The following is a 14671-nucleotide window of genomic DNA, read 5'->3' on the forward strand; positions in this document are numbered from 1 at the left end:
TGCTGCTTATTGCGCGATGCTGGAACGACGAGTCCCGTTCACAATCTCCGCCGCGGCGTATGGGTCCCGGCCTCCGCCGGGACGACGGGTGCATATGCGGCAGCATTTGCCGTGAACGGCTCACATCCCCCGCGCAAATCTGCGAAAGCCCGGCGCGCCGGTCAGCGCCTCGAATGCGGCGTCACGCTTCTCTTCGGCGAAGCCAAAGCCGGCCTTGGCGTAGCAGCGTTCGGCCACGTCGTTGCCGATCAGGAACGAGATCGAGGCCCGCGAATAGCCCGCAGCCTTGCCGTCGGCGAGCGCGCGGCCGATCAGGGCCTGCACCAGACCGCCGCCGCGATGCGGAGATTCGTTTGCGACGTGCTCGATCAGCCAGTCGCCCTCGCCGCCCTGAACCCAGCAGCTACGGGCATAGCTGCCGCGCGCGACGATGCCGTCGGCATCCACGCCGGTCTCCGCCGCAACCTCCTCGATCGCCGCGCGTGCGGCAACGACCGTTCCGGATGCCGGCATCGTGCACAGCGCAGCCGCCGGCACGCCGTCGACCGCAGCGACCAGGAAATGGGCGACATGGTACCATGACCCACCCGCGCCACGGCAAGCCGCGTCATGAACGCGAGGCACTCCGGCTCGGGCCGATCGAGCGCGATGTCGAACCAGCCGCGTGGCAGCGGGCCGCGCTGTGCGGCCAGGACGACACGCGCGATGAAGCCGGCGTCGTCGGATCGTGCGGGACGGATCGAAGATCGTCCCGCACCGATCATCTCAGGTGTTCGTCAGCGCGACGCGGAATTCCGCCTCGGTCTTGGCCTTGACCTCGTCGAGCGTGACGCCGTCGGCGAGCTCGATCAGCGCCATGCCGTCCTTGCCGTGCTTGTCGATGGTGAACACCGCCAAATCCGTCACGACCATGTCGACTACGCGCTCGCCGGTCAGCGGCAGATTGCACTGCTTCAAGAGCTTGGCACCGTCCTTGGCGGAATGCTCCATCACGACCACGACCCGCTTGACGCCGGCGACGAGGTCCATGGCGCCGCCCATGCCCTTCACCATCTTGCCGGGGATCATCCAGTTGGCGAGGTCGCCGTTCTGCGCCACCTGCATGGCACCGAGGATCGACAGATCGATATGGCCGCCACGCACCATGCCGAAGGAATCGGCCGAGGAGAAATAGCTGGTCGAGGGCAGCTCGCTCACGGTCTGCTTGCCGGCATTGATGAGGTCGGCGTCGACCTCGTCCTCATAGGGGAACGGGCCCATGCCGAGCATGCCGTTCTCGCTCTGCAGGTTCACGTCGACGCCGTCGGGGATGTAGTTCGAGACCAGCGTCGGGATGCCGATGCCGAGATTGACGTAATAGCCGTCGCGCAATTCCTTGGCGGCGCGGGCGGCCATCTGTTCACGGGTCCAGGCCATGAGGCTCTCCTGAAAAATCGGGTTTTAAGCGGTGGGCCGCGGACGGGTGTTGCGGAACTCGATCCGCTTCTTGCCGGTGCCGACCTCGATGATGCGCTTGACGAAGATGCCGGGGGTGTGGATGTGGTCCGGGTCGATCTCGCCGGCCGGCACCAGATGCTCGACCTCGGCGACGGTGACCTTCGCGGCGGTCGCCATCATCGGGTTAAAATTGCGCGCGGTCTTGCGGTAGACGAGGTTACCGGCGGTGTCGCCCTTCCAGGCATGGACGATGGCGACGTCGGCGAACAGGCCGCGCTCCATGATGTACTTCTCGCCGTCGAATTCCTTCACTTCCTTGCCTTCGGCGATCAGCGTGCCGACGCCCGTTTTTGTGTAGAAGGCCGGGATGCCGGCGCCGCCGGCGCGGATGCGCTCGGCCAGGGTGCCCTGCGGGTTGAACTCAAGCTCGAGCTCGCCGGCGAGATATTGCTGGGCGAACAGCTTGTTCTCGCCGACATAGGACGAGATCATCTTCTTGATCTGGCGCGTCTCCAGCAGCCGGCTGAGGCCGATGCCGTCGACGCCGGCATTGTTGGAGACGACGGTGAGGCCCTTCACGCCGGATTCGCGGATCGCGTCCGACAGGGTCTCGGCGATGCCGCAGAGGCCGAAGCCCCCCGACATGATCATGATCCCGTCCTTGAGGAGACCATCGAGTGCCGATTTGGCGTCGGGATAAACTTTGTTCATGCAGCGAATACCTGATGGAGGGCGCGGAACGGCTGTGTCAAAGCGGATTATTAGGCGAAATCTTCGCAATGCGTCAATCACGGCCCCGTGCGGCGGCCGCCGCCACCCCGTGACATCAACATGGCCTTGAAAGCGTCAAGAAAACCCTTCAAGTTGCGTGGGTTGGCAGGGGCCTCCGGCAAGAGCCCGCTGTGTTCGACGACGACCCGACAAACCTCAACCCGACCCGGATATGTCATTGACGATGGCCCAAGGAATTAAGCGCCTGGGGATGCCGATCGCGGCGCTCTTGGGCCTGGCGCTGGTCGGGCTGGTCGGAACGTCGTGGTTCCTCAACCGGGACGCGCTGCGCAGCGCCGTGGAAGCGCAGATTCGCTCGGTCACCGGGCTCGAGCTCGTCGTCAACGGCCCGATCGATGTTTCGGTCTTTCCCGGCAGTTATGTCTCCTTTCACAATGTCGGGCTCAAGGGCGCCGATACCATCGGCCCCGCTTTGCAGGTCGATGTGCTGACCGCCAATCTGCGCCTGCTGCCGCTGCTGCTGCGGCGGTTCGAGATCGCGGACGTCATGATGCTGCGTCCGCATATCCGTGTGGTCCGCGACGCCGCCGGCGAAAGCAACTGGACGCCGTTTGTCGAGACCATTGCCAAGGCGATGACGCCCGGTGCCGAGAATCAGGTGTCGTTCTCCGAAATCCGGATCCAGGACGGCGAGCTGAACTACCAGGACGGCACCAACAACATCTCCGAGCAGCTCGGCGATATCGATCTTTCGCTGGCGTGGCCCTCGATCTCGCGCTCCTTTGCCGCAACCGGCCAGTTCGACTGGCGCGGCGAGCGCGTCGACGGCTCGATCAGCGCCAGCGATTTCGTCGCGCTGTTGTCGGGCGACCGTTCCGGCCTCAAGGCCCGGCTCGCCAGTGCGCCGCTCAAGGTTGCATTCGACGGAACCGTCGCCAACCGCACCAGCCTGATGATGGAAGGCACGGCCACCATGGACTCACCGTCGCTGCGCAACGCGTTGCGCTGGATGGGACAGGCGCCGCCCGGCGGCGGTGGCGGCTTCGGCCGCTTCGCGCTGAAGGCCCGCGCCAATGTGGTCGGCGGCTCGGTCGCATTCACCAATGTCAATGTCGAGCTCGACGGCAACGTCGCCGAGGGCGTGATGACCTACGCCAACAACGGCCGGCAGACCCTGCAGGCGACGCTCGCCGCCGGCAATCTCGATTTCACGCCCTACATCTCGACGTTCCGCCTGCTGGCCAGCGGCCAGCGCGACTGGAACAGGCAGCTGTTCGACCTGTCCTCGCTGTCGTCGACCGATCTCGACATGCGCCTGTCGGCCGCCAAGGTGACGGTCGGGCCGTCCAAGCTCGGCCGCACCGCGTTCGGCGCCAATCTGCGCGGCGGCGCGCTCGCGCTCAGCGTCGGCGAGGCGCAGATGTACGGCGGCATCGCCAAGGGCTCGTTCGCGATCGCGCGCTCGGATGCGGTCGCCGATGTACGGGCGCAATTCCAGTTCACCGACGTCGATCTGCAGGCCTGCGCCAGCGAATTGTTCGGCATCAACAAGCTGTCGGGCCGCGGCAACCTCAACGTCTCGCTGATGGCCTCCGGCTCGAGCCCGTTCGGGCTCGCGTCGTCGCTGGACGGCACCGCCACGCTGACGGGACATGACGGCGCGATCGCGGGCTTCAATGTCGAGCAGCTGCTGAAGCGGCTGGAGAAGCGGCCGCTGTCCGGCGGCGGCAATTTCCGTTCCGGCTCGACGCCCTATGACAATCTCAGCGTCTCGGTGAAATTCGCCGACGGCGTCGCGACCGCCGACGACATCCATGTCGTGAGCCCGGCGGCGAAGATCACGCTGACCGGCACCGCCTCGGTGCCGTCGCGCGAATACGATCTCAAGGGCGTCGCCAGCCTGACCTCGGCGTCCGCCGGCGGCAACGCATTCGATCTGCCGTTCGTGATTCAGGGCCCGTGGGATGATCCGCTGATCTTTCCCGATCCGGAAAGCCTGATCCGCCGCTCGCCGGCATCCGCCCCGCTGCTCGACGCAGTCAAGGATCGCAAGACCCGCGACGCGGTGCGCTCGGTGATCGAGCGCTTCACCGGCGGAGCCGCACGGCCGGCGGCCGCTCCCGATGCTGCGGCTGGCGCGCCTGCCGGCGCACCGGCGGCATCGGCCGAGAATGCCAAATCGAACTGACCAAGTCGAACCAACGAACTCGAACCGACCGATCCATTCACTTTGCGCATGGATGCACCGGGACTGATCCACGTACGCGCCGCGAGCCCCCTACAGAAGTCGGCGGCGCGCCATCTTTATCAGGTCACGGGCATGCGCTAGTGTTTTCTCCAACCGGTTAAAAAAAGCCGGCGTCATTGAGGGGAGAACAACGTGAGATCCAAGGTTATCGGTGCGCTTTCAATTGCGGTCGCCGCGGTCGGCCTGTTTGCCGCAACGGCACCCGCTCTGGCGCAGGGCAAGACGATCACCGTCTGGTGGGGCAAGGGATTTTACAAATCCGAAGATGACGCGCTGCTCGAGACGATCAAGAAATTCGAAGCCAAGACCGGCATCAAGGTCGAACTGTCGCAATACGCGATCCAGGACATGATTCCGAAGACGGTCGCCGCGCTGGATTCCGGCACCATGCCCGACGTCGCCTATTCCGACACCTACGATGTGCAGGCCCAGGGCAAGTGGGCATACGAAGGCAAACTCGAAGACCTCTCGGACATCATGCTGCCGATGAAGGACGCCTTCGCGCCGAACACGCTGGAAGCGGCCCTGCTCTACAATGACGTCACCAAGAAGAAGTCCTATTACGGCTTCCCGCTGAAGCAGCAGAGCATGCACGTCCAGATCTGGGGCGACATGCTGGAGAAGGCCGGCTTCAAGGCCGCCGACATCCCGACCAAGTGGGAGGACTACTGGACGTTCTGGTGCGACAAGGTGCAGCCGGCCATCCGCAAGGCGACCGGCCAGCGCATCTACGGCGTCGGCCAGCCGATGGGCGTGGAATCCACCGACTCGTTCCAGTCGTTCTACACCTTCATGGACGCCTATCACGTCAAGCTGGTCGACGACGACGGCAAGCTCCTGGTCGACGATCCCAAGGTGCGCGACGGGTTGATCCACGCGCTGAAGGACTACACCGACACCTACATCAAGGGCTGCACGCCGCCTTCCTCGACGACCTGGAAGGATCCCGACAACAACGTCGCCTTCCACAACAAGACGATCGTGATGACGCACAATTTCACGATCTCGATCGCGGCGAAGTGGTTCGAGGATTCGACCAACCCGGCGCTGACCGACGCGCAGCGCGCCGCCGGCAAGCAGGCCTATGAGCAGGACATCATCACGGCGTCCTTCCCCAAGGCACCGGACGGCTCGACGATCCGGTACCGTTCCGACGTCAAGACCGGGCTGATCTTCGCCAACGCCAAGAACAAGGCCGAAGGCAAGCAGTTCATCAGCTTCCTGATGCAGGAAGACAATGTCCGGCCCTATATCGAAGGCGCGCTCGGCCGCTGGTTCCCGGTGACCAAGGCCAGCCAGGCCAGCCCGTTCTGGCAGGCCGACCGGCATCGCAAGGCGGTGTGGAATCAGTTCACCGGCGGTACCGCGCCGTTCGACTTTACCAAGAACTGGAAGTTCACCATCCTGAACAACGAGAACGTCTGGGCCAAGGCCATGAACCGCGTCGTCAGCGAGAAGGTGCCGGTGGACAAGGCCGTCGACGAACTGATCGCCCGCATCAAACAGGTCGCGGGTTGATTAGACGATGACCGGCACTGCCGAAACTTGCTCCGCGTCGTCCCGGCGAAAGCCGGGACCCATACGCCGCGGCGGTCGTTTTCGAGAATACTGGTCGACGGCTTTCGTGCAATAACGAAAGCCGGTGGTTATGGATCCCTGCTTTCGCAGGGACGACAGGGTAGGCGTAGGCGCAAGCGGTAGCTTGCTCAAAGAGTAACCGAATGGCGATCACGCTCTCCGCATCCGATACCGCCTCGCCGCCCTTGTCGGCACGGCTGTCGCCGCCGCAGGTGTGGGGCATCGCGCTGCTCGCGCCCTATCTGCTCGTCTTCCTCGCCTTCGTGGTCTACCCGGTCGGCTATGGCCTGTGGCTGGCGCGCCAGCCGTCGAGCTATGTCGCGCTCTACAACGACCCGATCTTCGCGCGCGCGGCGGTCAACACGCTGATCTTCCTGGTCATCGGCATCAACATCAAGATGTTGATCGCGCTGTTCCTGTCCGGCTTCTTCGCCCAGCAGCGGCCCTGGATCAGGTGGCTGTCCGTCATCTTCATCCTGCCCTGGGCGGTGCCGTCGATCCCGACCATCCTGTCAGTGCGCTTCATGCTCAATCCCGAATGGGGCGTGGTCAATCAGCTGATCTTCAAGTTCACCGGCGACGACGGCCCGAACTGGCTGAACGATCCGGCGGTCGCGCTCGCCATGGCGATCGGCGTGCACATCTGGAAGTCGCTGCCGTTCTGGACGCTGATCCTTTTGACCGGACGGCTCGCGATCTCGCACGACCTGTACGAGGCGTCCGACGTCGACGGCGCCAATTGGTGGCAGAAATTCCGCTACATCACCTGGCCGTCGATGCAGACGCTCTACATCACCTGCACGCTGCTCTCGATGATCTGGACGCTCGGCGACTTCAACAGCGTCTATCTGCTCACCGGCGGCGGGCCGGCCGACCTCACCCATGTGCTGTCGACGCTGGGCATCCGCTATCTCAGGCTCGACCAGCTCTCGCTGGCGATGGCCTCGATCGTCTGCGCCATGCCGTTCGTGCTGCCGCTGGTCTATTTCATGATGAAACGGTTGTCGCGATGAAGCTGCCCACCCTCCGCGAAGTCGGCACCGAGGCCAAGCTGCTGTTGATCGGCATCCCGGTCTTCATCTGGACCATGATCCCGATCTACCACATGTTCGTGTTCGCGATCTCGCCGAAGGAGGACGCGTTCACCGGCAAGCTGTGGCCTGATCATCCGACACTGCATAACTTCTCGATCGTGTTCCACCAGCAGCATTACTTCCTACGCGACTTCTGGATCCAGTTCTGGAATTCGACCGTGATCGCGCTCGCGGTCGGCGCGCTGACGCTGTTCGTCGCCACCGCCGCCGCGTTCTCGATCTCGCGGCTGCGCGTGCCGGGCGGCCGCGCTGTCATGAACATGGCGCTGTTCACCTATTTCATCCCGGCGGCGTTCCTCGCCGTGCCGATGTACCGCACCATGGGCACCTATGGCCTGCTCAACAATCACTGGTCGCTGATCCTCGCGATGGTGACGATCGCCGCGCCTTACGCGATCTGGGTCTTGAAGCAGGCCTCCGACAAGCTGCCGGTCGAGTTGGATGAAGCCGCGACGATGGACGGCGCCACCACGCTGCAGCTGTTCCGCCTGGTCTATGTGCCGCTGATGATGCCCTCGCTGGTCGCGGTCGGCACCTACGCGATCCTGCTCGCCTGGAACGAATATCTCTACGCGTTCCTGTTGCTGTCGAAGGACACCGACATCACCCTGCCGGTCGCGCTCGGCAACTTCCTCGCCGCCGACGATTCGCCGTGGGAGCTCTTGATGACCACCGGCTTCATCTACGCGCTGCCGCCGGCCGCAGTCTATTACGCCTTCAAGCGCTACATGGTCGGCGGGCTAACTGCCGGCGCCGTCAAGTCGTGAGGCCAGAGCGTTTTCGAGCGAAGTGGGCGCACGCAACTTCTCTCACCTCACTGTGCGAGTGAGGTGAGCACGCTGCCCAGGCTCCCTCCCCCCTTGCGGGGGAGGGTGGGGAGAGGGGTGACCCCGGCTGAGATGATTGACGCGAGCGTTGGTCTCGCAATCTCGATCGCGCTTCGTTGAAGCGCTGAACGGAGAGAGTGCGCCGTGTGGTACCCCTCTCCCCGACCCTCCCCCGCAAGGGGGGAGGGAGCCCTTCCGCCGGTGGCTCCCCTGCACGGAAATGTTTCGCGCAAGGAAAAAGCGTCAAAAACGAGAATCTACAGCGGCGCGGCGCTCTCGCCGCGCGCGTTCGACAGTTTCGAGGCGAACGACGCCACCACGATGATCAGGGCGATCAGCGCGATCACCAGCGTGCAGATCGCGTTGATCTCAGGCTTCACGCCGAGCCGCACTTCCGAGTAGATCCGGATCGGCAATGTCGCCGAGCCGGGACCGGTGGTAAAGCTCGCGATCACGACGTCGTCGAGCGACAGCGTGAAGGCCAGCATCCAGCCCGCCACGATCGCCGGCACGATCAGCGGCAGCGTCACCAGCAGGAACGCGCGCACCGGATCGCAGCCGAGATCCATCGCGGCTTCCTCCAGGCTGCGGTCGAGCGCGGAGAGGCGCGACTGCACCACGACGGTGACGAAGCACATCGTCAGCGTGGTGTGGGCGATCGTCACCGTCCAGAAGCCGCGCTCGGCATTCAGCGCCACGAACAGCAGCAGCAGTGACAGGCCGGAGATCACCTCGGGCATCACAAGCGGCGAATACAGCATGCCGGAGAACAGCGCCCGGCCGCGGAACCGCTCACCGCGCGCCAGCCCGACCGCCGCCAGCGTGCCGAGCAGTGTCGCCAGTGTCGCCGACACTGCGCCAACCGACAGGCTCATCCACGCCGCCTCCAGCATGGCGCGGTCGTTGAAGAACTCGTGGTACCAGCGCAGCGACCAGCCGCCCCACACCGTGACCAGCCGCGAGGCGTTGAACGAGTAGATCACCAGGATCACGATCGGCAGATAGAGGAACGCCAGCCCGAGCGCCAGCGAGGTCATGTTGAAGCGCGTGAGCGTGGTGACGGTGCGCGCCATCAGCGATTGCTCTCGAGCTGGCGACGTTGCAGGCGGTCATAGAGCACGAGCGGCGGCACCAGCAGCAGCAGCAATGCGACCGCCGCGGCTGACGCCACCGGCCAGTCCTTGTTGGTGAAGAATTCGAGCCACAGCGTCTGCCCGATCATCAGCGAATTGGAGCCGGCGAGCAGATCGGGGATCACGAATTCGCCGACGATGGGGATGAAGCAGAGCAGCGCGCCGGCGCCGACGCCCGGCAGCGACAGCGGGAACGTCACCAGCCAGAACGCCTTAAGCGGCGAGGCGCCGAGATCGCCCGCGGCCTCCAAGAGCGCGGCATCCATCTTCGAGAGCGTTGCGTAGAGCGGCAGGATCATGAACGGCAGATAGGAGTAGACGATGCCGAGATACATCGCGCTGTCGGTCGACAGCCAGACCACCGGCGCCGAGACGATGTGCAGCGCCAGCAGCATCTGGTTGAGCAGGCCGTCATGCTGCAGGATGTTGATCCAGGCATAGATCCGGATCAGGAACGAGGTCCAGAACGGCACGATCACCAGCATCATCGCAACGGCCTGCCAGCGCTGCGGCAGCCGCGCCATGCCGTAGGCGATAGGGTAGCCGATCAGCAGCAGGATCAAGGTCGAGGTCACGGCGACGACGAGGCTGCGCAGATAGGACAGGATGTAGAGATTGTCCTGTAACAGCAGGCGGAAATTGTCGAACGACAATTGCGCAAAAGCGGCGGCCAGCGCCGTGCGCCCTTCCGTGAAATCGAACACCGGCGTGTACGGCGGCTGCGCGATCGCGGTCTGCGACAGGCTGATCTTCAGCACGAAGCCGAACGGCACCAGGAAGAACAGCACCATCCAGAGATAGGGCGCGATCGCGGCGTGCCGCGCCGGCCGGGCGAAGATGCGGCGCGCGCTCATTGCTCCAGCACCAGGCAATCGTCGGCGGTGAACCACGCCACCACACGCTGGCCGGCGAGATAGGCATCGACATCGAGCCGCGCGGTGTTGGCCATCGACGCGCGCACCACCGCGCCGGTCTCCAGCTTCACCCGGTAGCTGGTGACGCCGCCGAGATAGTTGACGTCGGCGACGACGCCCTCCAGCCGGTTGATCGCACGTGAGCCCGCCTCGTCCGATGCCGGCGCGCGGCGCGACAGCTTCACCTTCTCGGGGCGGATCGCGACGCTGACGACCTCCTTGGTCACCGGCGGCCACAGCTCGCTGACCGCGAGCGTGCCCGCTTCTTTGGTCGAGACCGTCAGGCGGCCATGATCGCGGGCGGCGACCTGGCCGTTGAACAGATTGATGTCGCCGACGAACTCGGCGATCCAGCGCGAGGCCGGCGCCTCGTAGAGATTGCGCGGAGTGGCGACCTGGACCAGCCGGCCGGCATCCATCACCCCGATCCGGCCGGCCATCGTCATCGCCTCCTCCTGATCGTGGGTGACGATGATGAAGGTGGTGCCGAGCCGGCGTTGCAGCTCCATCAGCTCGCCCTGCGTGCTCTCGCGCAGCTTCTTGTCGAGGGCTGCGAGCGGTTCGTCGAGCAGCAGCACCTGCGGCCGGCGCGCCAGCGAGCGCGCCAGCGCCACGCGCTGCCGCTGCCCGCCGGAGAGCTGGTCGGGCTTGCGCTTCTCGAGCCCCTCGAGCTTGACCAGCGCCACCATCTCCGCAACGCGGGTCGCGATATCCTTGCGCGCCATGCCGGCGCGCTTCAGGCCGAACGCAATGTTGTCGCGCACCGACAGATGCGGAAACAGCGCATAGTTCTGGAACATCATGTTGACGGGCCGCTCGTGCGGCAGCACCTGGGCAATATCGCTGCCGCCGAGCAGGATGCGGCCCTCATCCGGCGTCTCGAAGCCCGCGAGCATCCGCAGCAGCGTGGTCTTGCCGCAGCCGCTCGGGCCGAGCAGCGCGAAGAATTCGCCGGCGCGGATGTCGAGCGAGAGCTGGTCGACCGCGCGGAAATTCCCGAACGACTTGGCGACGCCCTCGATCCGCAGCAGCGGCATGTCCGGGACGGCCGGTTCAGGCAACGGCTTTGCCGCCTCCGCAGTCGCTTCGCCCGATGTCACGTCAAGAAGCCCCGATTCCCCGCAAGGTCCGATTATTGCGGCAAACTAGCGGCGGATCGCCAGCGGCTCAACCGCCTCACGGACATCTCCCGCAATATTGTCGGCCTCCGTGCCTCTGCTGGGGCGGGCTCTTAAATGCGTTGCGTCGGCTTGGAGGTACAAACCGGAAGACATTTGCTCAGTCTGAAACGTACGATTTTGACCCAACTCGGATGTGGCTTCGAGCGCCTTATCCTTCATTCGGGTTTGAATGCGTCCTTGACCGGATAGCCAACGTTCACAGCAATCTTCCAAACGCCATCGACCTTATTCAACAGATATGTACCACCTGATCTGTTTAGTTCGCTTCCGTCTGTTTTGTATCGAACGTAAGTCCCGGTAGCTATGGCATACGTTGCGCCGAGAAGCTTCACTTCGAGGTCGATCCATTCAGTCTTTACGTATCCCTGCTTAACCGCTGCGTCCCGAAACTTGGTGTACATATCCAGAGTATCGTCGGCCGTCGTATACGATGCGAAGCCCTTTGGCCCCGATATGGTGAAAGGCACATTGATTGTCTTCATCATTGCGGCCATGTCGCCTCGGCTGTACGCCTCGAAATAGTCGTGCATCACCTTTGTGACTGCGGTTTTATCCGTGCCCGGATCAGTCGTCTGTGCATGCACTGCTAGTGGAATGAGATAAAGGAAAGCGAATGCTGCTCTAATGGTGAAAATGAGCTTGGCCATGCCGAATCTCCAGTTGAAACGGGACGGGGACTATCTTGGATCTAGGCGCATCCTCCAATTATATTCCCAAGCCCGGATGGCTACCAACTAACCTACGTTGGGAGGCCGGAGTAGCGGGTATGTCCGCCTATTGGCCCAACTCGGACCTCCGGCAATGTCCACTCTTGCGATGCTGTCGAGGGCTAAGCAGACGTGAGTCCCGAAGGAGCTCGTTGCCTTTACGAGTGCATGCCCTAGACTTCGCATCCGAATTCGGGAGAACAACCGATGATTTGCGACCGCTACGGCCTGCCGCTGACCACCGATTCGGACCGCGCCGCCGCATACTATGTCGACGGTGTCGATCGCATGCTGGCGGCGCTGCTCGGCGCCGATGCCGCATTCGACGCGGCGATCGCCGCGGACCCGGGTTTCGCGCTGGCTCATCTCGGCCGCGCCCGCGTCCACCAGCTCAATATGGAAGGCGCCCAGGCCCGCGCCAAGGCGGCCGATGCACTGCAGCTGGCCGCGGCCGCAAGCCCGCGCGAACGCCAGCACATCGAGATCATCGCATGCGTGATCGAGGGCCAGGGCAAGAAGGCGATGACTGCGGCCGAACAGCATCTCGCCGAATATCCGCGCGATGCGCAGGTGCTCTCGCTGTTGCTGGGCGCCTTCGGCCTCTATGCTTTTTCCGGCCGGCCCGACCATGACGCGGCGCGGCTCGCGATCACCGAACGTTACGCGAAAGACTATGGCGACGATTGGTGGTTCCTCACCTATCTCGGCTGGTCGAAGACCGAGGCCGGCGACCTCGTTTCGGGCCGCGCCGTCACCGAGCGCGGCTATGCGCTGAAGCCGGAGAACGCCGGCGCCGCGCACGCGGTGGCGCATGCGCTGTTCGAGCAAGGTGACGGCGCCGAAGGCCGCAGCTTCCTCTCCGCCTGGCTGCCGGCGAATGACCGCACCAGCTTCCTGCAAGGCCACCTCGCCTGGCACCTCGCCCTGATCGCGATCGAGGAAGGCGACGCCGACGGTGCGCTCGATATCTACGAGCAGCACATCAAGCCGGCCAACCGGCCCTATCCGCCGCTCAATATCTACACCGACACGGCCTCGCTGCTGTGGCGGCTGGCGGTTGCCGGCAAGACCGGTCTCGAAGCGCACTGGAAGGACGTCGCCGCTTATGGCGACGGCTACTTCCCGAAAGCCGGCGCGCATTTCGCCGATGTGCACCAGGCGCTGGTCGCTGCCACGACCAACAACGATGCGCTCCAGACACGACTGGCCGAGATGGCGGCGCGCGAGGCAGACGGCAAGCTGGCGCCCGGCGCCGCCGCGATCGGGCTCGGCCGGGGCGTTGCGGCCTTCGCCGCCGGCGACCATGAGGGCGCCGTGCGCATCCTGGCGCCGCTGATGCCCGAGCTGGTGCGGATCGGCGGCAGCCATGCGCAGCGCGAATTGTGGGAGGACACCTTCATCGTCGCCTGCCTGCGCGCCGGCCAGGGCCGGCAGGCCACGCGCCTGATCTCGGAGCGGCTGCATCGCCGGCCGTCCAAGCGTGACCTCGCCTGGTCGCAGGAAGCGGCAAGGCAATAGCCGCGGCGGGACTGGTTGACTCGGCTTGGCGCGGTCTTCACCTCTCCCCGGCGGGGAGAGGTCGGATTGCGTCTGGCGATGCGAAGCATCGTCCAGAGCAATCCGGGTGAGGGCTCTTGCTCTCTCGTTGGACCGTAACCCCTCACCCGATTTGCTGCGCAAATCGACCTCTCCCAAGGGAGAGGTGAACTTTCGACGCGGCTCCAGCTCAACCCAATCTCATCAGGCTTTAAGGCTGTTCTCCTTCCCCCTGAAAGGGGGAAGGTCGGGATGGGGGTCAAGCCGCAGACACCGCTGCTCGCTGAGAGAGCCGATCCCCACCCGCTTTGCTCTTGCGAGCAAAGCGACCTCCCCTTTTCAAGGGGAGGTTTGAGAGTCGTGCTCAATCCGCCTTCGCCATGAACGCCGCGAGCGCATCGCGATCGGCTTGCGGCATGGTCAGCCCGAGCTTGGAACGGCGCCACAGCACGTCGTCGGGAAAGCGCGCCCATTCCTTGCGCATGAGATGGCGTACCTCCGCGCCGGTCAACTCGGGACCGAAGGCCGGGCCGAGATCGGCCTTCTCGTTCGCGTCGCCCAGGATATCCTTCACGTTCAGCCCATAGGCGGCCACCAGCCGCCGCGCCTGCGCTTCACCGAGAAAGCGCCAGCGATCACGCGCGATGTCGACCTCGGTTTCAAAACGCTGCCAGGCGAATTCGCCGCCCGGCAACGGCGCCGTTGCAGTCCAGCGCGGCCCCATCGGATAGAACCGCGCGAACTTCGCGACCGCCCGCTCGGCGCGGCGCCGCGACGTCGTGACATCGCCGCCGAAGATGGTGAGCAGCGGCGCCTTGCCGCGCTTGAAATCGACGGACGCGGCGCCGTCGCGCTTGCGCGCCCGTGTGGCCGCGACCACGGAATTGGCGCCGGCAATCGTGCGCAGCACGTCAGCCGGGGAGATCTGCTCGCGAAAGTAGCGATTGGCCGCGTCGCAGAGATAAGCCACCTCACGCACATCCATCGCGACAATGGCGGGATCGCCCTTGAAGGCATGGCTGACGCTGCCGATCAGGGTGAAGTCGCGCTCATAGGGACTGGCGAAGATCAGTTGTCCGTCGGTGTTCTGGAACGCATAGACGTTGTCGCAGTCGAACAGGCGGCGCACCACGATCTGGCTGATCTGCACCGTCGCGAGCGGCGGCGCCGGCACCCGCAACACCGTGTCGGCGACGGAGGCGGTCCAGGCGCCGGTCGCGTTGACCAGTGCCCGGGCCGTGATCACCCGCCGATAACCGCGATCGATCGCGATCAGCCGCCAGG

At 64.6% G+C, this 14671-nt stretch carries 13 protein-coding genes; 5 read left to right on the forward strand and 8 right to left on the reverse strand.

Annotated features, from left to right (window positions below):
- Positions 1–120 precede the first annotated feature (120 nt).
- From H8A92_RS35640 to H8A92_RS35650, 3 genes are all read right to left on the reverse strand, one after another.
- Positions 121–624 (reverse strand): GNAT family N-acetyltransferase, encoded by a 504-nt coding sequence (locus H8A92_RS35640; protein WP_229199996.1) that lies wholly within the window; start codon positions 622–624, stop codon positions 121–123.
- Positions 625–765: 141 nt separating this feature from the next.
- Positions 766–1416, reverse strand: coding sequence for a 3-oxoacid CoA-transferase subunit B (locus H8A92_RS35645; RefSeq protein WP_092123540.1), 651 nt, complete (start codon positions 1414–1416; stop codon positions 766–768).
- Between the two features lie 24 nt (positions 1417–1440).
- Positions 1441–2148, reverse strand: a complete 708-nt coding sequence (locus H8A92_RS35650; protein ID WP_229199997.1) for a CoA transferase subunit A — start codon at positions 2146–2148, stop codon at positions 1441–1443.
- 244 nt (positions 2149–2392) lie between these two features.
- Here H8A92_RS35650 and H8A92_RS35655 point away from each other — a divergent pair, with 244 nt between their 5' ends.
- The 4 genes from H8A92_RS35655 to H8A92_RS35670 all read left to right on the forward strand — a co-directional run bounded on the left by H8A92_RS35655 (position 2393) and on the right by H8A92_RS35670 (position 7856).
- Entirely contained in the window at positions 2393–4357 is a 1965-nt protein-coding gene (locus H8A92_RS35655; RefSeq protein ID WP_229199998.1) for an AsmA family protein, read from the forward strand.
- 192 nt (positions 4358–4549) lie between these two features.
- Complete coding sequence (locus tag H8A92_RS35660; RefSeq protein WP_229199999.1) at positions 4550–5935, forward strand: ABC transporter substrate-binding protein; 1386 nt, start codon at positions 4550–4552, stop codon at positions 5933–5935.
- 203 nt (positions 5936–6138) lie between these two features.
- On the forward strand, positions 6139–7008 hold the full coding sequence (locus H8A92_RS35665) for a carbohydrate ABC transporter permease (RefSeq protein WP_229200000.1): 870 nt from the start codon (positions 6139–6141) through the stop codon (positions 7006–7008).
- Positions 7005–7856: a carbohydrate ABC transporter permease gene (locus tag H8A92_RS35670; protein WP_021078526.1), complete on the forward strand. Its 852-nt coding sequence runs from the start codon at positions 7005–7007 to the stop codon at positions 7854–7856. Before H8A92_RS35665 ends, H8A92_RS35670 begins: the two co-directional genes overlap by 4 nt.
- Before the next feature lie 317 nt (positions 7857–8173).
- Here H8A92_RS35670 and H8A92_RS35675 read toward each other — a convergent pair whose 3' ends face one another.
- The 4 genes from H8A92_RS35675 to H8A92_RS35690 form a co-directional block, all read right to left on the reverse strand.
- A complete protein-coding gene (locus tag H8A92_RS35675; protein ID WP_229200001.1) occupies positions 8174–8989 on the reverse strand; it encodes an ABC transporter permease in 816 nt (271 codons plus the stop codon).
- Positions 8989–9903 carry an ABC transporter permease gene (locus H8A92_RS35680; protein ID WP_229200002.1) on the reverse strand — a complete coding sequence of 305 codons (915 nt, stop codon included), beginning with the start codon at positions 9901–9903 and terminating at the stop codon, positions 8989–8991. Before H8A92_RS35680 ends, H8A92_RS35675 begins: the two co-directional genes overlap by 1 nt.
- Entirely contained in the window at positions 9900–11000 is a 1101-nt protein-coding gene (locus H8A92_RS35685; RefSeq protein WP_229200005.1) for an ABC transporter ATP-binding protein, read from the reverse strand. The genes H8A92_RS35680 and H8A92_RS35685 overlap by 4 nt, the downstream gene beginning before the upstream one ends.
- 299 nt (positions 11001–11299) lie before the next feature.
- Entirely contained in the window at positions 11300–11791 is a 492-nt protein-coding gene (locus H8A92_RS35690) for a nuclear transport factor 2 family protein (RefSeq protein WP_229200003.1), read from the reverse strand.
- 348 nt (positions 11792–12139) lie between these two features.
- Here H8A92_RS35690 and H8A92_RS35695 point away from each other — a divergent pair, with 348 nt between their 5' ends.
- Positions 12140–13369, forward strand: a complete 1230-nt coding sequence (locus H8A92_RS35695) for a tetratricopeptide repeat protein (RefSeq protein ID WP_229200006.1) — start codon at positions 12140–12142, stop codon at positions 13367–13369.
- Between the two features lie 382 nt (positions 13370–13751).
- Here H8A92_RS35695 and H8A92_RS35700 read toward each other — a convergent pair.
- Positions 13752–14671: FAD-dependent oxidoreductase (locus H8A92_RS35700; RefSeq protein ID WP_229200004.1), on the reverse strand; the 920-nt coding region annotated here is incomplete at its 5' end.

The sequence above is a fragment of the Bradyrhizobium acaciae genome (assembly GCF_020889785.1).
GTDB classification, from domain to species: domain Bacteria; phylum Pseudomonadota; class Alphaproteobacteria; order Rhizobiales; family Xanthobacteraceae; genus Bradyrhizobium; species Bradyrhizobium acaciae.

Excerpts from the sequence above, each read along its gene's own strand:
- H8A92_RS35690 (WP_229200003.1), bottom strand. The coding sequence starts at position 11,791 with ATGGCCAAGCTCATTTTCACCATTAGAGCAGCATTCGCTTTCCTTTAT.
- H8A92_RS35670 (WP_021078526.1), top strand. The coding sequence starts at position 7,005 with ATGAAGCTGCCCACCCTCCGCGAAGTCGGCACCGAGGCCAAGCTGCTG.
- H8A92_RS35675 (WP_229200001.1), bottom strand. The coding sequence starts at position 8,989 with ATGGCGCGCACCGTCACCACGCTCACGCGCTTCAACATGACCTCGCTG.
- H8A92_RS35680 (WP_229200002.1), bottom strand. The coding sequence starts at position 9,903 with ATGAGCGCGCGCCGCATCTTCGCCCGGCCGGCGCGGCACGCCGCGATC.
- H8A92_RS35650 (WP_229199997.1), bottom strand. The coding sequence starts at position 2,148 with ATGAACAAAGTTTATCCCGACGCCAAATCGGCACTCGATGGTCTCCTC.
- H8A92_RS35685 (WP_229200005.1), bottom strand. The coding sequence starts at position 11,000 with ATGCCGCTGCTGCGGATCGAGGGCGTCGCCAAGTCGTTCGGGAATTTC.
- H8A92_RS35655 (WP_229199998.1), top strand. The coding sequence starts at position 2,393 with ATGGCCCAAGGAATTAAGCGCCTGGGGATGCCGATCGCGGCGCTCTTG.
- H8A92_RS35665 (WP_229200000.1), top strand. The coding sequence starts at position 6,139 with ATGGCGATCACGCTCTCCGCATCCGATACCGCCTCGCCGCCCTTGTCG.
- H8A92_RS35695 (WP_229200006.1), top strand. The coding sequence starts at position 12,140 with ATGCTGGCGGCGCTGCTCGGCGCCGATGCCGCATTCGACGCGGCGATC.
- H8A92_RS35645 (WP_092123540.1), bottom strand. The coding sequence starts at position 1,416 with ATGGCCTGGACCCGTGAACAGATGGCCGCCCGCGCCGCCAAGGAATTG.